At 67.2% G+C, this 24,192-nt stretch carries 30 protein-coding genes; 27 read left to right on the top strand and 3 right to left on the bottom strand.

Going from position 1 to position 24,192, the window contains the following annotated elements; translation table 11 throughout:
• Positions 1-43 precede the first annotated feature (43 nt).
• From ACFV3E_RS05935 to ACFV3E_RS05910, 6 genes are all read left to right on the top strand, one after another.
• Positions 44-175 (top strand): hypothetical protein, encoded by a 132-nt coding sequence (locus tag ACFV3E_RS05935; protein ID WP_500533577.1) that lies wholly within the window; start codon positions 44-46, stop codon positions 173-175.
• An 85-nt stretch (positions 176-260) separates the two neighbouring features.
• Complete coding sequence (locus tag ACFV3E_RS05930) at positions 261-419, top strand: hypothetical protein (RefSeq protein WP_500533576.1); 159 nt, start codon at positions 261-263, stop codon at positions 417-419.
• On the top strand, positions 416-622 hold the full coding sequence (locus tag ACFV3E_RS05925; protein WP_500533575.1) for a hypothetical protein: 207 nt from the start codon (positions 416-418) through the stop codon (positions 620-622). Before ACFV3E_RS05930 ends, ACFV3E_RS05925 begins: the two co-directional genes overlap by 4 nt.
• 70 nt (positions 623-692) lie before the next feature.
• The gene (locus tag ACFV3E_RS05920; protein WP_500533574.1) at positions 693-1,367 is read left to right on the top strand and encodes a hypothetical protein; all 675 of its coding nucleotides are present in this window, start codon (positions 693-695) and stop codon (positions 1,365-1,367) included.
• A 61-nt stretch (positions 1,368-1,428) separates the two neighbouring features.
• Positions 1,429-1,986, top strand: coding sequence for a hypothetical protein (locus tag ACFV3E_RS05915; RefSeq protein WP_500533573.1), 558 nt, complete (start codon positions 1,429-1,431; stop codon positions 1,984-1,986).
• Between the two features lie 124 nt (positions 1,987-2,110).
• Complete coding sequence (locus ACFV3E_RS05910; protein WP_500533572.1) at positions 2,111-2,338, top strand: helix-turn-helix domain-containing protein; 228 nt, start codon at positions 2,111-2,113, stop codon at positions 2,336-2,338.
• 1 nt (position 2,339) lies between these two features.
• On the opposite strand, the gene ACFV3E_RS05905 is transcribed toward ACFV3E_RS05910, so the two are convergent.
• Together ACFV3E_RS05905 and ACFV3E_RS05900 are read right to left on the bottom strand one after the other, a co-directional pair.
• Positions 2,340-2,630, bottom strand: coding sequence for a hypothetical protein (locus ACFV3E_RS05905; protein WP_500533571.1), 291 nt, complete (start codon positions 2,628-2,630; stop codon positions 2,340-2,342).
• Between the two features lie 66 nt (positions 2,631-2,696).
• A complete protein-coding gene (locus ACFV3E_RS05900) occupies positions 2,697-3,380 on the bottom strand; it encodes a TRADD-N-associated membrane domain-containing protein (RefSeq protein WP_500533570.1) in 684 nt (227 codons plus the stop codon).
• 93 nt (positions 3,381-3,473) lie between these two features.
• On the opposite strand from ACFV3E_RS05900, the gene ACFV3E_RS05895 reads away from it, so the two are divergent.
• Genes ACFV3E_RS05895 through ACFV3E_RS05885 form a run of 3 tightly spaced genes read left to right on the top strand, consistent with a single transcriptional unit; the run spans position 3,474 to position 6,827 of the window.
• Entirely contained in the window at positions 3,474-3,980 is a 507-nt protein-coding gene (locus ACFV3E_RS05895; RefSeq protein ID WP_500533569.1) for a hypothetical protein, read from the top strand.
• A complete protein-coding gene (locus ACFV3E_RS05890) occupies positions 3,958-5,277 on the top strand; it encodes a PBSX family phage terminase large subunit (RefSeq protein ID WP_500533567.1) in 1,320 nt (439 codons plus the stop codon). Before ACFV3E_RS05895 ends, ACFV3E_RS05890 begins: the two co-directional genes overlap by 23 nt.
• 11 nt (positions 5,278-5,288) lie before the next feature.
• Positions 5,289-6,827: a phage portal protein gene (locus tag ACFV3E_RS05885; protein WP_500533566.1), complete on the top strand. Its 1,539-nt coding sequence runs from the start codon at positions 5,289-5,291 to the stop codon at positions 6,825-6,827.
• On the opposite strand, the gene ACFV3E_RS05880 is transcribed toward ACFV3E_RS05885, so the two are convergent.
• Positions 6,805-7,461: a hypothetical protein gene (locus ACFV3E_RS05880; RefSeq protein ID WP_500533565.1), complete on the bottom strand. Its 657-nt coding sequence runs from the start codon at positions 7,459-7,461 to the stop codon at positions 6,805-6,807. The genes ACFV3E_RS05885 and ACFV3E_RS05880 overlap by 23 nt on opposite strands.
• A 93-nt stretch (positions 7,462-7,554) precedes the next feature.
• Here ACFV3E_RS05880 and ACFV3E_RS05875 point away from each other — a divergent pair, with 93 nt between their 5' ends.
• The 18 genes from ACFV3E_RS05875 to ACFV3E_RS05790 all read left to right on the top strand — a co-directional run bounded on the left by ACFV3E_RS05875 (position 7,555) and on the right by ACFV3E_RS05790 (position 24,186).
• The gene (locus ACFV3E_RS05875; protein WP_500533564.1) at positions 7,555-8,184 is read left to right on the top strand and encodes a hypothetical protein; all 630 of its coding nucleotides are present in this window, start codon (positions 7,555-7,557) and stop codon (positions 8,182-8,184) included.
• Positions 8,185-8,201: 17 nt separating this feature from the next.
• On the top strand, positions 8,202-9,524 hold the full coding sequence (locus ACFV3E_RS05870; protein ID WP_500533562.1) for a major capsid protein: 1,323 nt from the start codon (positions 8,202-8,204) through the stop codon (positions 9,522-9,524).
• Between the two features lie 22 nt (positions 9,525-9,546).
• Positions 9,547-9,882: a hypothetical protein gene (locus ACFV3E_RS05865; RefSeq protein WP_500533560.1), complete on the top strand. Its 336-nt coding sequence runs from the start codon at positions 9,547-9,549 to the stop codon at positions 9,880-9,882.
• A gap of 11 nt (positions 9,883-9,893) precedes the next feature.
• A complete protein-coding gene (locus ACFV3E_RS05860) occupies positions 9,894-10,295 on the top strand; it encodes a head-tail connector protein (RefSeq protein ID WP_500533559.1) in 402 nt (133 codons plus the stop codon).
• 3 nt (positions 10,296-10,298) lie between these two features.
• Positions 10,299-10,640, top strand: a complete 342-nt coding sequence (locus ACFV3E_RS05855; RefSeq protein WP_500533558.1) for a hypothetical protein — start codon at positions 10,299-10,301, stop codon at positions 10,638-10,640.
• A complete protein-coding gene (locus tag ACFV3E_RS05850) occupies positions 10,640-10,924 on the top strand; it encodes an HK97 gp10 family phage protein (RefSeq protein ID WP_500533557.1) in 285 nt (94 codons plus the stop codon). The genes ACFV3E_RS05855 and ACFV3E_RS05850 overlap by 1 nt, the downstream gene beginning before the upstream one ends.
• A gap of 2 nt (positions 10,925-10,926) precedes the next feature.
• Positions 10,927-11,163, top strand: coding sequence for a hypothetical protein (locus tag ACFV3E_RS05845; protein WP_500533556.1), 237 nt, complete (start codon positions 10,927-10,929; stop codon positions 11,161-11,163).
• Between the two features lie 9 nt (positions 11,164-11,172).
• Positions 11,173-11,598: a hypothetical protein gene (locus tag ACFV3E_RS05840; protein WP_500533555.1), complete on the top strand. Its 426-nt coding sequence runs from the start codon at positions 11,173-11,175 to the stop codon at positions 11,596-11,598.
• 96 nt (positions 11,599-11,694) lie between these two features.
• Positions 11,695-12,270 (top strand): phage tail tube protein, encoded by a 576-nt coding sequence (locus ACFV3E_RS05835; RefSeq protein WP_500533554.1) that lies wholly within the window; start codon positions 11,695-11,697, stop codon positions 12,268-12,270.
• A gap of 97 nt (positions 12,271-12,367) precedes the next feature.
• Positions 12,368-12,700 (top strand): hypothetical protein, encoded by a 333-nt coding sequence (locus ACFV3E_RS05830; protein ID WP_500533553.1) that lies wholly within the window; start codon positions 12,368-12,370, stop codon positions 12,698-12,700.
• Between the two features lie 242 nt (positions 12,701-12,942).
• On the top strand, positions 12,943-13,176 hold the full coding sequence (locus ACFV3E_RS05825; RefSeq protein ID WP_500533552.1) for a hypothetical protein: 234 nt from the start codon (positions 12,943-12,945) through the stop codon (positions 13,174-13,176).
• Between the two features lie 36 nt (positions 13,177-13,212).
• Positions 13,213-16,662 carry a hypothetical protein gene (locus tag ACFV3E_RS05820; protein WP_500533551.1) on the top strand — a complete coding sequence of 1,150 codons (3,450 nt, stop codon included), beginning with the start codon at positions 13,213-13,215 and terminating at the stop codon, positions 16,660-16,662.
• Positions 16,663-16,683: 21 nt separating this feature from the next.
• A complete protein-coding gene (locus ACFV3E_RS05815) occupies positions 16,684-17,619 on the top strand; it encodes a phage distal tail protein (RefSeq protein ID WP_500533550.1) in 936 nt (311 codons plus the stop codon).
• Positions 17,620-17,628: 9 nt separating this feature from the next.
• On the top strand, positions 17,629-18,816 hold the full coding sequence (locus ACFV3E_RS05810; RefSeq protein ID WP_500533549.1) for a siphovirus ReqiPepy6 Gp37-like family protein: 1,188 nt from the start codon (positions 17,629-17,631) through the stop codon (positions 18,814-18,816).
• Between the two features lie 18 nt (positions 18,817-18,834).
• Positions 18,835-19,869 (top strand): hypothetical protein, encoded by a 1,035-nt coding sequence (locus ACFV3E_RS05805; protein WP_500533548.1) that lies wholly within the window; start codon positions 18,835-18,837, stop codon positions 19,867-19,869.
• A 28-nt stretch (positions 19,870-19,897) separates the two neighbouring features.
• A complete protein-coding gene (locus ACFV3E_RS05800; protein ID WP_500533546.1) occupies positions 19,898-22,132 on the top strand; it encodes a glycosyl hydrolase family 28-related protein in 2,235 nt (744 codons plus the stop codon).
• Between the two features lie 86 nt (positions 22,133-22,218).
• Positions 22,219-23,145, top strand: coding sequence for a hypothetical protein (locus tag ACFV3E_RS05795; protein ID WP_500533545.1), 927 nt, complete (start codon positions 22,219-22,221; stop codon positions 23,143-23,145).
• 120 nt (positions 23,146-23,265) lie between these two features.
• Complete coding sequence (locus ACFV3E_RS05790; protein WP_500533544.1) at positions 23,266-24,186, top strand: hypothetical protein; 921 nt, start codon at positions 23,266-23,268, stop codon at positions 24,184-24,186.
• Positions 24,187-24,192: the final 6 nt, after the last annotated feature.

Raw genomic sequence — 24,192 nt, 5'->3', positions numbered from 1 at the left:
GAGCAGAGGACCCATGGACTACGCAGCGATGTACCGCCAGGCAATGACCGACGGTGCTACCGACTACGCCCAGACGATCGTCGTCTCCGCCATGTCGGCGGCCCAGACCGGGGCCATGAGCCCCGAGGGCCTCCACACCTTCGTGGAGGAGGTCAAGGCGAACCCGCCTGAGTAGCTCAAGCCCCGGGGCGGCCGACAGCCGCCAAGCATCCCAACCGCCCCGGTTCCCCCATCCCCATGACAGAGACAGGACCAGCAGGATGCCACTGAACCAGAACATCAGCACCGCCCCGGGGACCCGGCCGGACCCCAAGCACGAAACCGTGTACGACCCCGCCCGGGGCGGCCACTACCCGCAGCAGCAGGGCCAGCCGGCTCAGCAGCAGGACGCCCAGCAGCAGGGACAGAAGGCGTCGTGAGCGCCTACGCGGCTGACGAGGCCGTCGTCGAGCAGGAGCTGACCGGCACGCAGGCCCTGGAGTTCGGCGAGTACTGCGGATTCATGGCCCACTACGGGGCCCGGCTCTACGAGCTGGCCGCGAACCACGAGTGCCCGGAGACCGCCTTCAAGCACCTCCAAGCCCACGCGGAGGCCTTCCTGGACCGCCTCCACGGCTCGTAGAACGGTCTCGCACTGAGCAGTTGACGGGATCAGCCCCACGCGGGTTGGTCCCGTCGGCATGATGACCGGCATGCATGACTTCTTGGACAAGCTCTGGTCGACGGAGTTCGGTGCGGCATTGGTGGGTGCCCTGGTCGGTGGGCTCGCCAGCATCGCCGGTGCTTGGATGCAGAGTTGGTCCTCCAATAAGGCGTCGCAGGAGTCCCTCGCCAAGGCGTCTGCCACCACGGCGTACGAGACTCTCGGAACCATCAGAGAGCTGATGGCGGGCAAGAGCTTTGTAGGCGTCGGGACTCGCGAAGCGAGGGCAGAGTGGAACCGGGAGCGCGAGGTCCTTGTGATCCGGGCAAGGGGTGCCGCCAACCTTCTGCCGAAGTCGCAGGCGCAGCGACGGACCCAGGCACGGAAGGCCATGGATCTGATCAGGGACTGGGACGGAGTGACGCGGTGGTCCGATCACGAAGCCGTCACTCGTCTCCTCGTAAGCGAAGCCCGGGCGCAGTTGGGGACCTTCGTCCAGGGCGAGAAGGCGCCTCCAGCACGCGACATGGAGGCAGTGATCCGTGCGGAACTTGAGTGGCGCAAGCGAGAGAGGATGATCAGCCGACTCCAGGAGCTGGAGCGGGAGCAAGAGGAACGCGGGCTCGAACAAGAAGATGAGCAGGAAGCCACTCAGCTCAAGGCCGAGCTGGGAGTCCAGCACAGCCGTGAGGCGACTAATCCTCGTCCTGCGATCACGTCATGACAACCGTCAGCGTCGAGGTGAATAGCCTTGTCACCGCACCGCTCTCGGCAGGATGATCGCCGTGGAAGCAGAAACGTTGGCGGGGTTGATCGGTTTCGGCGGTGCTGTGGTGGGTGCCGGAGGGGCTCTGCTGGGCGCATGGCTCCAGCAGCATCACCAGGCGAAGGCCGAAAAGGCCGCCCGGATCGAGGAGCGCGCTAGGGCTGCTGGGGACAAGGCACTCTCCGAGCTGTACGCCCTGCGAAGGCACGTCATGGAGTGCAACTCCGAGGAGATCCCCGAGTCTCGCCAGCCCTGGCTGAAGATCGCCGAGCACCACATGGACGCGGCTGAAATGGCAGTGGGGCTGATGCCCCAGGCAGAACAAGTCCGCGAACAGGTCAAGGAGACCTTCCTTCTCGCTTCAACCGCCGCGTCTTACGCGGTGATGTTGAATGAGTCCCCTGCCGCTCAATGCGCCCCGCTCCGCTGGGCCGCATCTGAAGGAATCACTGTCCTGTCGGCCTACATGCGTGGCGACCCAATCCCGCCGCCTTCTCGGAGAGTTGAAAACCTCAGGAAGATGGTCAGGGACTACCACGCGAGGCATCATCGTCAAGCCGCGTCAGAGCCGTCATAACAAGTGCTTGACGCCTGAACAGTCCTGATCGCATAATCGCGATCAACAGGACACGTACGTCCTCATGCAGGCCCCGACTCCTCTGGAGAAGACCGGGGCCTTTTGCATGTTCGGGAGGGCTTCAGTGGAGGACGAGACCTGGCTGACGGCCCGCGAAGCCGCCGGGCTGACGGGCGTCAGCATCGTGACGATCTACTCGTGGGTCCGCCGAGGACACCTGAAAGTCGAGGGCCTCGATCACCGAGGCCAGAAGCTCTTCCGTCACCTGGACGTCGCCAGGGCCGAGCTGGCCACCCGCAAGGCCCGGCCCGTCAGGAACCGGGACCGCGCGTACCTGGCCTCTGCTTCCTGAACTAGGCCGGCTCGTCGAGGGCCTTCTCCAAGCTCAGTTGCTTCTGCCCCTGGCCGGACTGCACTGCTTCGATCCGACCGTGACGGCCGTCTCCGAAGTTGTAGTGGCCCAGGGTCCAGTAGTCCGACCAGTCGGTGAGCGCGTCGAAGTTCATGAACGTGGCGACGACAACCTTGTTGCCCTTGCGGAACTCATCCACGGACACACGCGTCGAGCCGAGTGTCATCGTGCCCTGCACGTGCTCCCAGCCCCGCTCCTCGGCGTACTTGATCGCGTGCTCGCGGTAGTTCATGGGGTACCCCTCCGTCCGCTAGGACTCCGCAGTCTCCCAGACGTCATGACGGCCGTCAGCGCTTCGTCACGACACCAGGTCCTGCGAATGCTGGAGCGGTACCGCTCCATTGGCACCAGGCTCCACCGGGGCGGCCGGCTTCAGGAGTCCACCCAGTTCCGGGAGCTTCGCAGCGGAGAACTTCAGGATCAGCGCGGCCTGGAGGTGCGCCTTCAAGGCTGGGTCGTCCACCTCGCCCAGCAACTGGACAGCCTGCCCTGCGTCACGCTCGGCCTTCATGTCTTGCCGGAGAGCGGCGCTCTGCGTCTCCATGTGACGAAGTGCCGCATCAGCGCGCTTGTGGAACAGGGCACCAATAGCAGCCATCAGTAGCCCCACGATGCTGGACACGATCGACGCGTACTGATCACCGTTGGTGTCTGCTTTGAAGATCGCAAGGCAGAGGCCGACGACGAGCACCCCGCCACCGACGATCGACGCCGCCAAGCTGACGTAGAAACTCGCTCGTGCCTGCGTCAGGCCGTAGCTGTAGTACCGGACAAGCAGCTTGGTGAACTTCGCGTTGTCCTTCTCTTCCTCAGCGATCTGCCCCGAGGCTCCCCCACTGTGTGGGAGTAGTTCCTCACTGAGAGCAGCGCGCTCCCGATCAACAGCTCGCGTGAAGCCCTTAGTGGCAGCGGAAATGCTCAGCAGCACGCTGATGATGCCGACAAGAACGCCAACCCAAGCCGCAAAGTCTTGTATTGCCACGCCCCTGATTCTGTCAGGAGCTAGGGCAGCACGCTTCACGGTTGGTGTGACCGGTCACCCGTCATCCCGCGCGTACGAGGGGGTGAGCTGGCCGTGGCACGGACCTTCACCGAAGAGGACGAGGAGCGGCTCCGTCAGCTCCACGCTGACGGCGTCAGCAGGAACGAGATCGCCCGTCAGATGGACTGGGCCGTCGGCACCATCACGAAGCACGCGAGGCGCCTCGGTCTCTCCTTCGACAGGGAGGCCACGAGGGCAGCGACCGAGGCCCGTCAGGTCGATCTGACGGAGCAGCGTCAGCGTGCTCGCCAGGTCCTGATGGATCACTTCTTCCGGAAGATCGAGCGGGCCAGCGGTCCATACCGACTGACGGGCTTCAACCACGTCGGAGCGTTCGTGTCCCGAGTCGTTGACGAGCCCCCGGCCCGGGAGACCAAGGACCTCACCGCGGCTGCCGTACAGGCCCTGATGGCCGCTGAGAAGCTCGCCGGTGACTCCGGTCGGGAAGAGGCCCAAGGGCTCCTGAGAACGCTCGGGGAGGCCATGACGACGGCCGCCCGGGAGCTTGGGGGCGACGATGCCGACGAGTACGGCTCGTAGTACCCAGTTCCTGCTGGAGCGCTTCTCCCCGAAGCAGATCCTGAGCATCGCGGCGGCCAACCGGAGGATCAACCTCTGGGAGGGCGCGGTCTCCTCCGGCAAGACCATCGGCTCCCTGTGGGCCTGGCTCATGTTCGTGGAGAGCGCCTCCACGGCGGGCGAGCTGGTGATGATCGGCAAGACGCGGAACACCGTGTCCAACAACATCCTGTTGCCGCTGATGAACCCGGACATCTTCGGCGAGGCGGCGCTCCAGGTCGACTACAACCCGGGAGCGCCCACCGCCCGGATCTTCGGACGCCTCGTCCACGTCATCGGCGCGAACGACGTCAAAAGCGAGAACAAGATCCGCGGCATGACCTGCGTCGGCGCCTACGTCGACGAGGCCACGCTCCTCCCCGAGACCTTCTGGGACATGCTCCGGACCCGCATGAGGGCCCCCGGTGCCCGGATCTTCGCCACGACCAACCCGGACGCTCCGACGCACTGGCTCCGGGAGAAGTTCATCGACGACCCCGAGGTCCGGCGGTCGATGAAGGTCTTCTCCTTCGAGCTGGCCGACAACATCCATCTGACGCCGGAGTACATCGAAGAGACGCAGCAGATGTACTCGGGCCTGTTCTACAGGCGCTTCATCCTCGGCGAGTGGTGTGCGGCAGAGGGCGCGGTCTTCGACATGTTCGACCGCTCCCGCCACGTCGTGGACATCCTGCCGCCGATCACACGGTGGCTGGCCCTCGGCATCGACTACGGCACCTCGAATCCGACCCACGCCGTCCTCCTCGGCATCGGCACCGACGGCTGTCTCTACGCGGCGGCCGACTGGCGGTACGACGGGCGCAAGGCCCAACGTCAGATCACCGACCTGGAGGCATCCCAGCGCCTGCGGGAGTGGCTGGGCTCCCTGAGACCTGCGGGCACCCGCCAACGCGGCGTACAGCCGGGCCTGGTGGCTGTGGACCCCTCTGCGGCCTCGTTCCACGCACAGCTCCGGCAAGACGGCCTGAGCCCCCGGCCGGCTCACAACAAGGTTCTGAGCGGCATCCGCATCCTCATGGCGCTCTTCGCCGCCGACAAGCTCCGCATCCATAGCTCCTGCAAGGAGCTGCTGAAGGAGATCGACGGCTACGTGTGGGACCCCAAGGCCACTGCGCGCGGTGAGGACGCCCCCCTCAAACAGAACGACCACGGCGTGGACGCCCTGCGCTACGCCGTGAAGACCACTCAGCGCACCTGGCGCCACGAGATCGAGATCCCGCTCTCGCAGGCAGACCGCGAGGACGAGCAAGCCGCCTAAGGAGGTCTGAGATGGGCACCGCATGGCCTCCCCCGGAACTCGCCGATGTCTTCGCCCAGCAGGAGATCTGGAGTGCCTGGTACGCCGGGACCCCCGAGGGCCTGACGGACGCGTACCTCAACGCTCCGAACGACAGGTCCGCCGTCCGCCGAAAGGGCTTCCTGGCCCGCCTGGGACGTTGGTTCTGGGGTCAGCCCACACCGATGGGAGAGCGGCCCTCCAAGCTCCACGTGCCGCTCGCCGGAGCCATCGCGGCTACCAGCGCCAACCTGCTCTTCGGGGCACCGCTGAACCTCACGGTGGACGACGCTCCCACTCAGGAGCGCCTGGACCAGCTCGCCGACGACACCGCGTACGCCGTCCTGCGGGAAGCCGCGGAGATGGCGGCGGCCCTCGGAGGGGTCTACCTCCGGGTGGTCTGGGACCAAGCGTTCCAGGACAAGCCCTGGCTGGTGGCGGCCTCCCCCGACATCGCCGTCCCCGAGTGGAAGTGGGGCCGGCTGTCCGCCGTCACGTTCTGGAACGTGATCCGCGAGGACGCCAACACCGTGGTGCGGCGCCTCGAACGACACGAGCCCGGCTGGATCAGGCACTCCGTGTGGATCGGGTCGGCGAACGAGCTGGGCACGCAGATGGCCCTGACCGACTTCCCGGAGACGGCCGGGCTCGCGGACATCGTCATCGACGGCGACGGCGTCCCGACCGGAACGACGAAGCTCACCGCGCAGTACATCCCGAACCTCAAGCCGAACAAGCTGTGGCGCCACCTGCCCGCAGCCGCCAACCTCGGCCGTTCGGACTTCTCCGGTGTCGAAGCGCTCATGGACGCGCTGGACGAGGCGTACAGCGACTGGATGCGCGACCTGCGCATGGGCAAGGCACGGCTCCTGGTCGGCACGGAGGTCCTGGAGAACCTCGGCAAGGGTCAGGGCGCGTTCTTCGACATCGACCGCGAACTGTTCACGCCCCTGAACCTGGAACCCGGCGAGGACAAAAACTCGGTCATCGAGCAGGTCCAGTTCAGCATCCGCACGGAGGAGCACCGCGCTCTGTGTGCCGACCTGGCCGAGCGAATCATCCTCGGCGCCGGCTACAGCCTCCAGACCTTCGGCGTCACGACCGAGGGCACCGGCAACCCGACGGCAACGGAGATCGCGGCCCGGGAGCGTCAGTCCCTCACCACTCGGGCGAACAAGGCTAGCTACTGGCGTCCCACCCTCGCACACCTCTTCAGCGTCCTGCTGGAGATCGACCGCGCGGTGTTCGGCACCGCTGTGAAGCCCGTGGAACCGCACGTGGAGTTCCCGGACATCGTTACGCCGGACCCGGGCGAGACCGCGCGTCAGCTCAACGACCTGAACAGCGCCGGGGCGATCTCCACGTACGAGAAGGTCCGTCGCCTCAACCCCGACTGGCGAGACGAGCAGGTCCTCGAAGAGGTCGCTCGGATTCGCGAGGAGACCGCACGAGTGCCTGAGTCGGATGGGCGCCTACTGGTGCCGGCCCCTCGCGAAAGCGCTCAGGCGGTCAGGGACTCCACTCTCGTATGAGAGTGACCTCGATGCTGCTGTCATCAGCACGGTCCTCTCGAACCGCGTAAGTAAGCCCACAACCGCATCGGAGGTCACCGGCGAAGTGGGTCGTGGCCTCCTCGCACACCGGGCACCAGATGCTCACTGAGCCGCAGCGATCACAGACCCCCGCCTGCGTCTCCGACTCATTTCGAACGACCCGATAGTTCCAGCTCACGGTGCTCCGGCAGCCGCTAATGCTGGAGCAGTCGACTTCGACGAGGGTCTCGGGCGATACATGGCGCCCGTGCCGCAGCGTGACGAGCTGGATGGGGGGATTGGCGACGGCGGCGCGCTTCTCCGCTCCGGCCGAGAACCCAACGGGCGCGAACAGGACCCCTTCGACAGCGCCCACGTCCTGCATCTTGCCGATGAGTTCGTCCACGAAGCGGACCGAAAGCCTGGACGTCTGGTGATCCTTGGCTTCGCCTACGACCAAGCCATCCGATCGATATCCGCAGACGTCAATCTGCCGCTCCAGTCCGCTGATGCCTCGGACCGGAACGTTGTGTTCGACCTGATCGACACCCGTGTTCATGGTCATCCAGGCAGCCGCGTAGATCTCCAGGACCTTGCCGCTGGGGTCTTGCTTCTCGACGGAATCAGTCGTCACAGCCGACCACGCTACGCGCCCCCACCGACACCAGCGGTCCGCTTTCTGCTGAGCCCGCATGGGCACACCCACCCGACAAGGGAGAGCACCACCATGGCGACACCCGCAGAGCCCGGCACGGGCGCGGAGAACCCCGGCACTCCCCCGGAGGGCACCACGCCTCCCGAGGGCACGGCCCCGCCCGAGTCCGGCAAGGACGACAAGGGCACCAAGAGCGGCGAGACCAACTGGCAGGCCGAGGCCGAGAAGTGGAAGGCCCAGGCCCGCAAGCACGAGGACCGCTCGAAAACCACGAACACCGAACTCCAGCGGCAGGCCGACCTGCTCGCCAAGCTCGCGCAGAAGGCGGGCATCGAGCTGGACGACGGCAAGGCCGACCCCGAGAAGCTCGCCCAGCAGCTCAGCGCGAGCCAGGACAAGGCCCGGCAGAGCGCCGTGGAGCTGGCCGTGTACCGCGCGGCCGGGAAGCACAGCGCCGACGCGGACGCCCTGCTCGACAGCCGGGGCTTCCTCAAGCAGGTCGACGGCCTGGACCCCGACGCCGACGACTTCGCCGCGAAGGTCGGCGACGCCATCAAGGCGGCCGTCGAGTCGAACCCGAAGCTCAGGACCGCACCCGCCCCTCCCGCCCGCAGCGGGACGGAGATGTCGGGGCGCGGCGAAGGAGCACGCAAGCCCACCAACCTTGCCGACGCCGTGGCAGCACGGATGCGCGGCGCCTGATCTGAAGGAAGAAGCCCATGCCCGTCACCCTGAACGAGGCGAAGAACAACGCCACGGACGACATCGACGTCCAGGTCATCGACGAGTTCCGGAAGGAGAGCGCCGTCCTGGACGCGCTCACCTTCGACGACGTCGTGAACCCCGCCGGTGGCGGCGCGACCCTGACCTACGGCTACCGCCGGCTCGTCACTCAGCCCACCGCGGCCTTCCGTGCGCTGAACACCGAGTACGCCCCGAGCAACGTCCAGACGCAGCGCTACAGCGTCGACCTGGCCGTCCTCGGTGGCAGCTTCGAGGTGGACCGCGTCATCGCCAAGGTCGGTCCGGCTGCTTCCGGCGCCGTGGCGCTGAACATGTCCCAGAAGATCAAGGCGACCAAGACCCGCTTCCAGGACGCCGTGATCAACGGCGACGTGGACGGCAGCGAGGACGCCGACGCAGCGAACGGCTTCGACGGCCTGGACAAGGCACTCCGGGGCTCCGACACGGAGTTCCGCGCGACCCAGACCACCAACTGGTCCGACTTCGACACCAACCCGGCCTCGGCCCAGCAGGCTCTGGACGTGCTGGACGAGTGGCTCTCGCTGCTGGACGGTCCTCCGACCATGGTCCTCGGCAACAAGACCGCCCTGGCCCGCGTTCGTGCGCTCGCCCGGCGTGCGGGTCAGTACGTCCAGAGCCCGGTGGACGGTCTCCTCGGCCCCGGCGGCCGGCCCATCGTGCGGGAGGCATACGGCAACATCGTGTTCGTCGACCCCGGCGAGAAGCCGGGTACCTCGGCCCCGATCATCCCGATCGAGACCCGGGACCCCGACAGCTCGACCTGGACCCTGGAGATCACCGGCTCCCCCACCGGCGGCACCTACACCGTCAGCGTCACCGTGGGCGGCAACACCCAGACCACCTCGGGCATCGCCTACAACGCCAACGCCTCCACCATCCAGAGCGCCATCACCGGCCTCTCGAACGTGGGCACCGGCAACGCGACCGTCACCGGCACCACCGTGAAGACCCTCACCTTCACCGGTGACCTCGCGGGCCTCTCCATCGGTGTGACCGCCTCGGGCGCCTCCCTCACCGGCGGTAGCTCTCCGGCCGTCGCGGTGGCCCAGACGGGCAACAGCGCCGTCTCGGGCCTCACCGACCTGTACGCGGTCCGTATGGGCCTGGACGGCTTCCACGGCGTCACTACGGTCGGCGGTCAGATCGTGTCCACCTACCTCCCGGACTTCTCCACCGCCGGTGCCGTGAAGAAGGGCGAGGTCGAGATGGGCCCGATCGCCGTGGTCCTGAAGGCCACCAAGGCCGCCGCGGCCTTCCGCAACATCAAGGTCCAGTAAGCACGGCTCAAGGAGAACCACGATGGCGCGCACCGCGCTCACTCCCCAGAGGTTCGTCAGCACGGGCCTCGCCCCGACCTACGTCACCCCGGACGCGACGGGCGTCTCGTTCAAGAGCGGCGGCAAGCAGCTCCTGCACGTCAAGAACGCCTCCGGCGCCTCGATCACCGTGACCCTGAAGATCGGGGTCACGGTCGAGGGCCAGGCCGTCACCGCTCCCACCGCCACGGTGGGCGCCGGGGCGGACAAGTTCTTCGGGCCGTTCAACGACAACTACGACCAGCCCGACGGCAAGGACAACGTGTTCGTCGACCTGTCGTCGGTCACGAGCGTCACGGTCGCCTGCCTGACTCTCTGACGGGAGGCGTCATGGCGTACGCCACGGTCGAGGAGTTCACGGACTTCCTGGACCCCGACCCCGTCCCGACCAACGCGGCCCGGCTCCTGGACCGGGCCTCCACGAAGCTCGACCAGATCCTCCTGGGAGCTGTGTACGAGACCGACGCCGACGGCCTCCCGACGGACCCCGCCCTCGCGGCAGTGTTCCGGGAGGCCGTCTGCATCCAGGCGCAGTACGTCAACGCCCTCGGGGACGAGACGGGGGCCAACGCCAACGTGGCCTCCATGACCCTGGGCAACCAGAGCATCGTCCGCGCCCTCGGGGGGTCGCGCGGCTCCGGCGCGACGACAACCCCGAGGGTCTCCCAGGACCTGCTGGACCTGCTCAAGGCCAGTGGGCTGCTGCCCATCCGTCCGCGCGTCTGGAGGTGAGCCGTGCTGCTCCTCCCCACCGACGGCGTGACGATCCTGACGAAGCCCGAGACCACGAGGGACCGCCAGAACAACCGGGTCGTCGACTGGACTGACGCGGCCCGGACGACCTACCGAGGCCGCGTGCAGCAGCTCAGCTCCACCGAGACCGAGCAGCAGAACAACCAGATCATCACCGACCTGGAGGTCTTCCTCCCGCCCGAGGCCGTCGTCACGGCGGTCGACAGGGCCGAGGTCGACGACGTCACGTACCGGGTCTACGGCAAGCCCCAGGTCCATCGCGGAGCCGGGCCCATAGCCCAGCTCGACCACATCCGGATCGTGCTGCGCGAAGTCACCGGCTGATGGGCGCCTTCAAGCCCGACAAGGCCGCGATCGAGGCCCTCGTCTTCGACGACTTCGTCCAGGAGGACCTTCACGAGCGAGCCAGCCGCGTGGTGGACGTGGCTCAGGCCACCGCCCCCGTGGAGTCCGGGCGCTTCCGGGACTCGATCCATGACGAGGACGGCCCGGACGGCGAGGTCCTCGTGGTCTCCGACCTGGAGTACTCGGTCTATGTCGAACTCGGCACCCGGGACCAGGCCCCGCACCACACGATCGCCACCGCACTAGATGCCGCAAGGGACTGACCATGGCCAAACTCAGGCTCGCCTTCGCCTACAAGGGCCATCAGCCCGGCGACGTCGTGGACGTGCCGGACGAGGCCGTCACGGACCTCGTGAGAACCGGTGTGGGCCACCTGGAGGGCGCGGAGCCCGTTCTGAGGCTCGGGCGCCTCCCCGAGGTCGCGGAGCCCGTACAGGCCGCTCCGGAGCCCGCCAAGCGCTCCCACAAGGCCGGGCCCCAGGACGCCCCGCCGACCGAGTAGGAGGCCGCGGTGACCACTCCCCTGACCGCTCTGGTCTTCCCGGACGTCGAGGCGATGGTCATCCACCAGATCCTGGACGTGCTGGGATACCAGGCCGCCACGATGCGCCCTGGTGGCCACGACTTCGACGAGGCCCTGCCGTTCGTCTGGGTCGCTCGGATTGGTGGTGGGCGTACAGGCGAGTCCTTCGGAGGCCAGCGGCACTTCGACGACGCCCGCATCTCTCTGGACGTCTATGCGGCCTCCCGCGTGGAAGCGACCGACGTCATGGCCCGAGTCAGGGCCGCCATCGAGCAGATGCAGGGCACCACCTGGGACGGCGGAACCGTGCTGAGGACCTGGGAAGAGATCGGCCCGACCATCCGGCTGGACGAGCCCAACACCGAGGTCACGCGCATCGGATACACAGCCGGCCTCCGGGTCCAGCCCGCCTGACCCGCGAATTCGCCTGGGCCCCCAGGCTCCACTTCCAGCCCGCACGGAGGGGCGATGCCCATCTTCGTCCAGGCGAACTCACCTTCAGGAGACACCATGTCTGACAGCAATGAGCTGAGGGTTGCCACCAAGGGCGCGTTCGTCGTCGCCCCGGTCGGCACCACCGCCCCCACCGACCCGTACAGCTCGTGGGGCACCGGCTGGGTGGACCTCGGGTACGGCACCCAGGACGGCCTGACCGAGACCCTCAACGAGAACCGGCAGACCTTCGAGGCGTGGGGCGAGGTCGAGCCCGTGCTCCAGATCGTCACGAGCCGTGCCACGCAGTTCAAGATCAACCTGGAGCAGACCAACGCCTGGACGCTGGCGCTCTACTACGGCGTCGACATCGCCGACATGACCTCTTCGGGCAGCGGCGGGACCCAGTTCCTGGCGTTCAACGACCCGCAGACGCCGGAGCCGCAGTACTACGCGATCGGGATGGACATGATCGACTCCAAGGGTCGGCCGACCCGCTTCGTCGTCGCCCGCGCCGAGGTCTCGCAGAAGGGCGACCGCCCGTACAAGACCGACTCGATCTCGGGCTTCGACCTGACGTTCTCCACCCTGTCGGCAGCGAGCGGCGGCTCCTCGATCACCCGCATGTTCGGACAGGTCGCCCTCCCGGCCTGATCCGTCTCCAGAACCACTGGTCGGGGCGACCTTCTCGCGGGTCTGCGCCCCGACCAGTGCTTGACCCGCGAAGATCCGCGAGAGCAGGAGCAACACCATGAGCAAGCCCAACCGCAAGCGCCTCAACCTGGAGACCCTCCGTGCCCAGCGCCTGGAGGCCCAGGGCACCAAGGAGATCGAAGTCGTACTGGACGACGAAAAGTTCGTCTTCCTCCGCGCCTCCTGGTTGCCGATGTCGCTCGCCAAGCAGATCCGGACCCTGGGCGATGACGCCGACATCACCGACATCCTCGCGGTGTGCTCCAGCAAGGAGCAGGTGGCCCGCCTGGAGGAGCTGGGTCTCACCGTAGGAGACTTCAACGACATCCTGGAGGCGGTCCGGGAGGACACCGGTGTGAGCCCGGGGGAATCGACTGGCTCCTCGGAGTAGTCGAGGAGCACCCCTCTGAGCTACGAGCGGATATCGCCCGGTACTTCCCCGGGCGGTCCCTCAATGAGTTCCACCGCAACGAGTCCGGCACCGGGACCATGTCATGGCTGGAGCTGTGGGAGTTCTTTGCCGCTCTCCCCCGCGAGTCCATGACCCGATCTGCAATGTCTGGCGACAGATCCCGGCGACGTTGGACTGAGCTGCATTACATGCTCTCTGCCGCCCTGTCCCTCCAACATGACGTGTCGCGCACGCTTCTCGCGGTCAACGGGCATGCCCTGCCGAGGCTCTTCGAGTGGTCCGAGCCCGATCTCCGCTCTGAGGAGCAGATCGAGGCGGACGAGGCGCTCGACAAGCTCATGCGGGCCGCTCTCCAGGCGACTCGGCCGCCACCGCCAGGCCCCCAGCTGGTGCGCCTGATCCACGAGCGAATCGCGACACGCGAAGAGGCCATGGAGCACCCCGCGAGCCCCTGAGCCGGCCAGCGGGCCGCATAACTGAATCGAGGTGCGATGGCCACCGTCGTTGGATCTGTCGTCGCCTCGATCGTCCCCGACGTCTCGGGATTTGTCCCCCAGGCGGACGCGGCACTGACTCCGGCGGTCGAGCGTCTGGGCCGGAAGCTCGGAGAGACCATCTCTCGGTCGCTGACCCGCGCACTCGACTTCTCCGGGATCAACACGGGCCTCCAGCGGGCCCTGGACCGTGCAGAAGCCCAAGCGGCCAGCTCTGGCCGTGACATCGGCCAGGGTTTCTCCAGGGCCGTCCGTACGGAGATCGCGCTCGGACTGCGGCACCTCCCCGAAGTCCGAGTCCCGATCTCGCTGGACTCCTTCTCAGTCGCTCAGTACCGGGCTCAACTGGCCTACCTCACCGCGCCGCAGACCCAGACAGTCACGGTCGACGTCCGGACGAACGGGGCTCAGGGCGACCTCCTCGGCCTCCGCAGAGGCACCGGCGACGCCACCGAGTCCCTCGGGTCACCCGGGGGCGGCGGGGGCCTCATCGGGGCCCTGAAGGGCTTCGGTGCGGCTGCTGGTGTGGCCGCGCTCCCCTCGCTCGGTGCCCTGGTGCCCATCATGGCCGGTGCCGCGCTTGGGGCCGGAACCCTGAAGCTCGGCCTCAACGGGGTCAGTGATGCCCTGGAGCAGGCGGGCAAGGACGAGAAGAAGTACCGGGAAGCCCTCAAGCAACTCAGCCCCGAGCAGCGTGCCCTCACCAAGGCCGTCGTAGGCCTGAAGAAGGAGTTCGCGCCGATCGGGCGTGAGGTGCAGAAGGCCATGCTGCCTTCCTTCACCAAGACCGTGAAGGCAGCCGGCCCGGTAGTCCGCATCCTCGGTCGCGGCATGACCGAGATGGCCGACGTCTTCGGCGACGCGGCCGACGGCGTGACGCAGCTGCTCAAGGACTCGGGCTTTCAGAAGGACTTCGGCCGGACCCTGAAGCTCGGCACGGGCTTCGTCCGGGAGACAACCAAGGCGCTCGGTCCCTTCACCAAGAGCCTGCTCGACTTCGCAGCGGCCAGCGGGCCCACCGTGAAGTCGTTCAGCGACGGCATGTCCGGGCTCCTGGGCATGGGCCTTCCCGCCTTCTTCTCCGGCCTGAAGGGCGGCATCCAGGGCTCGGCCGACATGGTCCGTGGCCTGTTCGACGGGATCAACTCGCTCCTCGGCGGTCTGGGCCGCTTCTCGGGCGCCTTCAGTCGGAACCTGGGCCCGCTCCTGGGCTCCCTGCTCCGGTACGCGGGTGACCTGACCACCGCCTTCCTGGACGGACTGGTCCCTGCCCTGGACGCCCTGGGGCCCACGGCGGGCTCTGCGGCCAGCGTCTTCGAGCGGCTCGACAAGCTCACGGGCCCACTGGCGAAGGGCCTGGGCACGGTCCTCGGGGGCGCGGTCGAGCTGATCGTTCCCGTATTCAAAAACTTGTTCGATTTGGGCTCGATCGCCATCCCCGTGATCACCAACCTCGCCTCCGCGATCGTCGGGCCCCTGCTCTCGGCCTTCACCCAGGTCTCCACCGCCGACGAGGGACTGAACAACCTCCGGGGCGGGATCAAGGACTTCGGCAACCTGGTCTCCGACAACAAGGTCACCATCGAGCACGCCATGCGGCGCATGGCCGTCGCGGTGCTGGACTTCGTGATCGCCACGGTCACCTTGACGCCGCAGGTTTTCCACGCCTTCCAGACCATGACGAACGGCGTCCTGGACACCCTCGGCATGATCGCCAACGGCCTGGCCATGACCCTCGGGGAACTCCCCGGGATCGGCGAGAAGGTCAAGGCCGGGGCGAGCAGCTTCAACACCTGGCGTTCGGGCGTCAAGCGGAGCATGGAGTCGGCGGGCACCGACATCGACGACTTCGCCGCGAAGGCTCTGCCCAAGCTCCAGCAGGGCAAGCTCAAGCTGGAGACGTCGGAGTTCGACCGGGGCCTGGCGGCATCCGGGCGGGCCCTCCGCAGCGCCAACCTGGACAAGACCGGGAAGCTCAAGGGCGACAAGGCCCCCTTCGACCAAGCCCTGGCGGCTGTCCGTGCGGCCTCTGTCGCCGCGAAGAGCGTGGTCGTCAAGGCCGACACCTCGTCCTTCTTCGCCTCGATCGGTGCCATCGCGGGCCGCGTCGTGGCGAACGCGTACGTCAACGTCGGGGGCGTCGCCTCCGGGAAGGTCAAGCGCGCCTCGGGCGGGCCCGTCTGGGGCCCCGGCTCGGGGACCTCGGACTCAATCCCGGCGATGCTCTCGAACGGCGAGTACGTGGTCCGCGCGAAGAGCGTCGCCAAGTACGGCCTGTCGTTCCTGCACGCGGTCAACCAGGGGACCCTGGGCATCAGCCGTCTCGCCTCCGGCGGGCTGGCCGACCCGGACGTCGCCAGCGGCTTGGCCGTCGGCATGGTCGGCAGCGCCTCCATGGTCAACGAGGCGGCCCGGGTCATGGCCTCCGAGGTCGAGGCGGGAATCCGCAAGGAACTCCAGATCGCCAGCCCCTCGAAGAAGATGATTGCCCTCGCTAAGGAGATCGGCGCGGGCCTGATCAAGGGCCTCACCGGGACCCGGGCCCAGATCAAGTCCACATCGGCCTCGCTGGCCAAGGACATCTGGGACACCTTCAGCGGGTCCACGGATAACCGTCTCGCGGCCATGCTGAACCAGCGGACGAAGAGACTGCTGGACCTCGCGGCCAAGCGGGACAAGTTCGCAGCGGCCTACGCCGCAGGCCAGCAGATGGCCAAGGACCAACGGTCCGCCGGGCTGTCCTTCGCGTCGATGACGGCCCTGCCGAACGGCGGGAACACCTTCGACGCCGGGGGCATCCTCTCGGGCCTGAACGTCCGACTGGGCCAGCTCAAGGCGTTCTCGGCGAACGTCGCCAAGCTCGCCAAGATGGGCCTGTCCAAGGAACTGCTCGGCCAGATCATCGCGGCGGGCCCGGACGGAGGGGCGGCCTACGCGGCTGCCCTGGTGCAGGCGACCCCGGCTCAGCTCAAGGCGCTGAACAGCACCCAGTCCCAGATCTCCAAGGCCAGCTCGTCCTACGGCAACTCCGCGGCCGACATCATGTACGACGCGGGGAGCAAGGCGGGCCAGGGCTTCCTGACCGGGCTCAAGGCCCAGCAGAAGTCCATCGAGGGCTCGATGTCCTCCCTGGCCAAGGCGATCCAGTCGGCCATCAAGAAGGCCCTGAAGATCAAGAGCCCGTCGCGAGTCATGGCCGACATCGGCGAGGACGTCGCCCAGGGCCTGGTCATGGGTATCGACGCCACCCACGCGGCCGTAGTCTCCAGCGCCAACCGCATGGCCCTCGCCGTCCAGCAGGGCGTTCAGGTCGAGCCGGCCACCCGCATCCAGCAGGTCCGGGAGAACCACTTCCACATGACCACGGTGGACAAGCCGACGAGGCAGGCCGTGATGGACGCTCTGCGAGACGACGCGGCCCTGTACAGCCCGCTGATCCCTGCCTGACCCGAACCCGGAGGGGCGTACATGCCGATCTTCGTTCGCCCCTCCGGGACTCTTCCGGGCGGGATCGACCCCCCGCCGGTCGGGCTCATAGAGGTGCCCAGCCTCTCCTGGACGGACCGACAGGGACGCACGACGCTCCTGTCCGACTGGGAGAGCGGCTGGCTCCTCCAGCCCGGCTTTCGGGGCCTGGACATGCCCGCCTTCGACTTCTACACCGATGAGTCCCCGCAGATCGAGGGCAACGCCCTGCGAGGGCAGCGGGCACGAGCCCGGGAAATCTTCCTCCCGATCGCCTTCTTCGACACCTCGCGGGCCAGCTTCATGGAACGCAAGCGGACGTTCCTAGCAACCCTGAACCCCACGCTGGGGCTCGGGATGCTGACCACCACGGAGGCCGACGGCTCTTCTCGCTCGATCGAGGCGCATTACGCCTCCGGGGCGGAGGGCGACTTCGGCCGGGAGTCCTCGGGGCTCCGGTGGCAGATGATGGGACTGACCTTCTCCTGTCCCAGCCCGTACTGGCTCGGGGATCACGTCATGAAGACGTTCTCCACCGGGGCGAGCGGGGACTTCTTCCCGGTGCAGTTCCCGGTGGAGGTCGAGGACTCCCAGGTCCTCGGGGCCACCACGATCGAGAACCCCGGCGACGCCCGGAGCTTCCCGATCTGGACGATCCACGGCCCCGCCACGTCGGCGGTCATCTCGAACACCACGACCGGCCTGAGCTTCTCTGTGACGGCCTCTCTCGGCTCCTCGGACGTCCTGGTCGTCGACTGCCGCGAACGCGTTCAGACGGCCGTCCTGAACGGCTCCGCGAACTGGTGGCCCAACCTGTCCACCTCTTCGGACCTCTGGGCTCTGGAGCCCGGCGAGAACGCCGTCTCCCTGACCCTGGTCGGCACCACGAGCGCGACCGTGGTCCAGGTCGACTACCAACCCCGCTTCCTGAGCGCGTAGGGGGTCGTCGTGCCCTTCCCCGACGCCGTGACCGTCCAAGTCCGGGACCAGAACCTGAGCACCCTCGGCGTCGTCAGCGACTTCGTCTCGCTGACTGTGATCCCCCGCTTCAACGCGGTCGGGGCGTACGTGCTCACCATCGCCGCGGACTCCCCCAAGGCCGATCTGCTGATCCCGGGCAACGGCCTGGTGATCCGGCGGGGCTCCAAGGTGCTGATGTCCGGACCGATCCGCGAGCCCAACTGGGAGTCCGGGAGGGGTCGCGGAACCCTGACGGTCAACGGGGTTGACGACATGGCCATCCTGGCTGGGACCACCTGCTGGCCGAACCCCACCTCGGCTCCTGGCTCCCAGTCCTCCCCAGTCTGGAAGATCCCGCAGTCTGCTGGAACTCCGGAAGCCGCTGAGACCGCCATGCGCCAGCTGGTGAATCTCAACATCGGACCCAGCGCCCAATCAGCCCGCAAGATCTCGAACCTGACGTTGGCATCCGACGGCCTTCACGGGCCGAGCATCACCAAGCAGGTCAACCAGTTCGACAACCTCTTGGCCGCCCTCCAGGACATCGCCAAGACGGCGGGCCTGGGCTTCCGGATCGTCCAGGTCGGCAGCAACCTCCAGTTTCAGGTCTACGAGCCGGCCGACCTCTCGGCCTCCGCGAAGTTCTCCTTCAAGCTCGGCAATCTCACCAGCGCCTCGTACTCCGTCACCGCCCCGACCTGCACCAAGGCCGTCGTCGTGGCCGGAGGCAATGGCAGCTCCCGCATGGTCGCGGTGACCACCAGAGCGGACCCCGCCTTCCCCGGCCCGTGGATTGAGCAGTTCGTGGACCTCACGAGCGTCGACCCCGCGTCCACCGACCTGACCGCACAGATGGACCAAGCGGCAGACGAGGCCCTGACCTCCGGAGCGGCTCAGGGCAACCTCTCGATGACCCCCATCGACACCCCGCTCCTCCAGTTCGGGCGGGACTACTCGGTGGGCGACAAGGTCTCGTGCCAGGTCCGAGACGACTTCATCACCGACGTGGTCCGCGAGGTCAACATCACCTTCGACGCTCAGGGCGGCTACGTCGCCAGGGCGGTCATCGGCTCCTCGGACGCCACGGACAACCAGAACGTCTTCGCCCGGCAGTTCCAGTACATCGCCCGCATCTTCAATCGGCTGAGGCGTCTGGAGACGCGGAAGCCTTCCTGACCCCTGAAGGAGGTCCCGATGGCGGAGAGCAGCTTCCCCTTCGGTTCGTCGTCTGTCCCGAACGAGGACGCATGGTCCAGCTACTTCCGAATGGCCCAGGTGGACGGCGTCTTCGCCACCAGCGAGACGGGCACCGAGCTGAAGGTCACCGCCTCCAACGCCTCCACGGTGGCCGTGGCGGCCGGAGAGGCGTGGATTCAGGGGACCTACTACGCGAACAGCGCGTCCCTCAACGTCAATGTCCCCACGAACTCCGGGGGCGGCTCGGCGCGCAACGACCTGATCGTCCTGCGCCGGGACCCCTCCGCGGACTCCATCACGGTGAAGTACAAGACCGGAGGCACGTCCTTTCCGACGCTGACCCAGACCCTCAACGGCACCTGGGAGGTCCCCCTCGCGCGGGTCACGGTGGCCGCTGGAGCGTCTGTCGTGCCGCCCTCGGGCGTTGCAGATGTCCGGTGGTTCCTGGGCCGGCCGGTGGTCTTCGGCAGCTCCGCGTACCGCCGTCCCCCGGTGCGGGGCCAGTTCCACGTCGACAACGGCAACAAGGTCCTCGTGGCGGACGGCACGGCCTGGAACGAACTCGGAACGGCCGAGGCTCCGGCCGCCAAGAGCTACACGCCGGTGTGGAGCAACCAGACCGGCTCCACGATCAACTGGGGCACCGGCACCAGCAACGTGGGCCGGTACAAGCTGCTCGCCGGGAACATCTGCTGGCTCAAGATTCAGCTTCAGGTCGGCGGCAACGCTTCCGCGTACGACGACCTCCCGATCGGCGTGACTCTGCCGTTCCCAGCGCAGGGCTCTGTCCGCGAGGTGTTCACCGCGAACATCACCTCGGCCAACAGCGAGGGGTCGGCGGCCGGTGTCGCGCTGGCCTTCCCCTCCGAGGGGACCAACAGGATCTCGCGCATCAGAATCCCGCTGTCCAACACGGTCGACGCCACCCCGGCAATCGGCCAGGTCAACACGGCAAACGTCACGACCAACGCCCCGTTCAACCTCCGCACTGGCGACATCATCACGATCACCGGCTCGTACGAGATCGCCTGACCCCGACCCGCACAACGAAGGAGGGGCCATGGCCCGTCACCTCTTCGGCCTCTCCCCTGCTGACGTCACCGTCGAGCAGGTCGGCGAGGACATGAAGCTCCGCCCCGGCTCGGAGGGCACGGTCTGGGACTCCCTCGCGGGCGGCTCCCAGCTCACCGACCTCACCGACCTGAACGGCAACCCGATCACGGTGGTGACCTCGGACGCCTACTCGATGATCGCGTTCTACGGACCGAGCGACGTCGCCACGGTCTACGTGGACTTCGGTCTGCCCAACGGCCGGATGCTCATGTCGGCCACCGACCTCGGGGCCAGCATCACGGACCTTGAGACCAACAAGGCCGAGAAGTCCGAGCTGCCGTACTTCAACGTCAAGCTCCAGGGCGCCGTCGGCAACGGCACGGCGGATGACTCCTCCGCCATCCAGGCCGCGATCAACGCCGCTAGCGCTCTGGGCGGTGGCACCGTGTACGTGCCGAGCGGGACCTACAAGATCTCGACTCCGCTGATCATGGCGACGAAGGTCCAGCTTGTTGGCGACGGGAAGGGCGCTTCCGTCCTCTCCGCCCCGGCGAACGACCTGATCACCTTCACGGCCAACGCCTTCTGGTGGGGACTGCGGGACCTCACCCTGAAGGTCCTGGGAGGCGGCCACGTCCTGGCCGGCTCACACAACCTCTCGGCCTTCACCATCTCGCGGTGCTCCCTCCAGCAGCTCGGCGCGGACTACTCGATCTGGTACCAGCACTCCGGCCAGATCGTTGAGGCGTACGTCAGCTTCTGCGACCTGTACGTGGACGGCGACCCCCGCACGGTCCCGGCCTTCGACTGGTCCGACCCGGCAGGCGGCTTCAACGCCAACGTGATCGAGAAGTGCGTGGCCACCGTGAACGGTGACGACAGCCAGTACTTCTTCAAGATCCTCGGCACCAACACCACCAGCGACTACACGTACAACAACGCCTTCCGGGACGTCGTCTTCGAGACCTGCTCGGGCGGTGGCATCTACGCCACCTCCCAGTTCGGCCTGGTGATCGACAACTGTTGGATGTGGGACGACCCGGTGGGCGGCATCGTCGCCCCGCCGTTCTACGTCGGCAAGGAGACGAGCGGCCTGGCCTCGCGCTGTACGGTCATCCGGAACTCGGGCCGCATCGGGGACCACCTGGCCTCCGGGGTGAAGGACCTGGTCCTGCACGGCTCGTGCCAGCAGACGACCATCGACTCCTTCAGGTGTGTGCCGGACAACGGCAAGGTTGACCTGGGCGACTCCTCGTACGTCCAGTTCATCAATAAGTCCCCGGGCACGACCCTGACCGGAACGGCCAGTTACGTGGCCTACGCGGCCGAGGGCGACACCCACAACGGCGTCGCCGTGGACGGGCGGGTCACCGGGGACGCGCACCCGCGCATGGTCCTGAAGGTCGACGGATCGCTCCAGGCGGGTCCCGGCACCACGGCCCCCGACCTCAGCCTCTACAGGGGCGACGTCGGCCTGTGGTGGACAGACGAGAGCGTCCACGTGGACACGGACGTCACCGTCGGTCGCAACCTTCGTGTCGGCTCTGCCGACGTGGCTGACGGCGCCGGGGTCTTCGCCCTCAAGGACGTGACCACTGAGCCGGCCACCGCACCGTCGGGCGGGCTGATCGCCTACTCGAAGAACGGCACGCTGGTCTGGCAGGACTCGTCTGGCAACTCGTTCGGCCTGGCCCAGCCCCGCGACAAGGTCCTCCTGCCGTCGGCCGCGAAGTACGAGACCTTCAGCCGCCTTCAGGCTTCCACAGCCGTGACGCTGGTCTCGGGACAGCTCTTCCTGTCGGGCATCCTGCTCCCCAAGGGACAGGTCGTCAGCAACCTGAGCTACCTGTCCGACACGACGGCCGCGGTCTCTCCCACGCACTGGTGGTTCGCGCTCCTGGACAGCAGCCTGAACCTCCTGGCCGTGACCGCCAACCAGACGACCACGGCTTGGGCAGCCAGCACGCTCAAGACCCTTCCGGTGGCCACGATCGCCTCGGGGGCCGCGTCGAGCTTCACCACGACCTACACCGGGCTCCACTACATCGGTGTGATGGTCGCGGCCTCCACCGTGCCCACGCTCGTGGGTGGCATCAGCATCCGGAACGCCGCGCTGCTGAGGACCCCGTACCCCGGGGGCCTGTCTACGACCGCGCTGACGACGCCGCCCACCTTCCCGTTCACGGCCGCAGCCCCGAGCGGCTCCGGCAACTACTCCCCGCAGTGGGCCTACGTCAGCTAGCTCGCATTCCTGACTCTCGGACAGCCCCCAAGAATCCTTGGGGTAATCGGTCGCCCCGGTAGTACAAGCGCCAGTAACGTCCCCTCATGAACGATTCGCTCTCCTTCGAGAGCTTCTTCCAGGGAGCCAAGAAGGCCGCCCACAAGGCTATGGATGACCATGGCCGTGCGGAGTACGACGAGTTCGCCCTCCACGCCGGGGTCGCCGTCGAGCGGCTGGCCAAGGCGGCGCTCGTCTCGAAGAACCCGATCTACATCGCCGAGATCCGCAACGCGGACATGCTGATGTACCTCGGCGGCCATCTCCAGATGGAGGAGGAGAAGGTCCGCACCGTCGGCGCCAAGGACGCCATCGCCCGCCTCCGGAAGATGGACGTTCTCCCGGCGGATGCACAGCTCGACCTGTTGATCGAGATGCGCAACGGCGCGGCCCACGCCTCCCCCGACAGCACCAAGGCCAAGGAGATGATCTCTCCCCTCGCGCGGACGATCGAGACACTGCTTAACGATCTCGGCAAACCGTTGATCGCCTTCTGGGAGCGGTGGACAGACGCCGTGAAGGCCGCCGTGAACGAGCAGGAAGACCAGGTCTTCCGTGACGTCCAGCTCCGGATCACGCAGGCCCGGCACGCGTTCGAGGACCGGTTCGTGGGTCTCCCAGCGGAGGTCAAGGAGGGCGCCCTCAAGGCGCCCCAGCCCCGCCCAGAGGAGTGGTTCGCCCGACCGATGGACATCAAGAAGGATGGCGTCGTCGTCCTGAAGACCACGGGCGGAGACTGCCCCGCCTGCGGCGGTCAGGGTCTGCTCACGTTCGAGCCGGTTCATCGGTCGGTCACGGGAACCACCTATAGCGCGAACGGCTTCGGCTGCTATCTGTGCAACTTTGAGGTGAGCGGCCCGGATGAGATGGCCGCCCTGCGGAAGGTCAATACACCCGGCCTCGTGACCATGATGTCCGTCTCCCTTGGTCCGACCGTCGCTACCATCAAGATCGGCGAGACCCAGACAGGCTGATCATCACGTCAAAGGCCCCGGCTCCCAGAGTCGGGGCATTCGCGTGCCTCGCAGCCGGCCCCCAGGAATCCTTGGGGTAATCGGTCGCCCCAGTGCGGCAGACGCCAGTAACGTCCCCTCATGGACGATTCGCTCTCGTACGAGAGCTTCATGCGGGGCGCCCACCAGGCCACCCAGAAGGCCATGAACGACCATGCGAACCGCGAGTTCGATGAGTTCGCCCTCCACGCCGGGGTCGCCGTCGAGCGGCTGGCCAAGGCCGCCCTGGTCAGGATCAACCCCCTGTACCTGGTCGAGATGCGCAACAACAACACGGACATGTTGCTGCACTTCGGCGGTGGTCTGGAGCTTCCGAGCGACAAGGTCCGCACCATCGGGGCCAGGGATGCCCTCTCCCGGCTCCGAAAGTTGCAGATCCTTCCGGCCGACTCCCAACTGGACACCCTCATCGACATGCGGAACGGCGTGGCGCACGCGAGCGGTGGCGAAGGGGCGAAGTTCCTGCTCCCCACGTTCGCGCGAGCGGTACAGCAGATCCTCGGGCACCTCGGCGAGTCACCCGAGCACTTCTGGCATCACTGGACTTCCGCAGTGCGTATGGGGCTGGACGAACGGGAGAGCCAGGTAACCCGCGAGATCCACCTTCGCATCAGCCAGGCTCAGCATCGTTTCGACAGACGGTTTGAAGGGCTGCCGCAAGGCGCCCGGGACCTGGTCGTCGGGGCGCCCCGGCCCGGTCAGGGGATGGAGATCGGCCCTATGCCGCTCGGGGACGGCTCAGAGATCACCATCTTGGTCGCTTCCGTGAAGTGCCCCGCGTGCGGCGGTCTGGCATCGGTGATGGTGAGCCCAACGAGCCAATCCAACACCGGCGTGGCCCTCGTCCCCACCGCGTACCGCTGCGACATCTGCCGCCTGGAACTGGACAACTACGAGGAGATCAAGGCGTCCGGCCTTGATATGGACGGCGTACTGGTGCCGCCAATGGCAGACCAGCTCGCCATCAGGTCAGAGCAGTTTCCAGAGCAGAGATCCGAGTAGCCCGTC

The sequence above is a fragment of the Streptomyces sp. NPDC059718 genome, assembly GCF_042733315.1.
In the GTDB taxonomy this organism is placed as follows: Bacteria; Actinomycetota; Actinomycetes; order Streptomycetales; family Streptomycetaceae; genus Actinacidiphila.
Note: the sequence above shows the minus strand (reverse complement) of the source record. Positions and strands in the feature narration are given on the sequence as shown.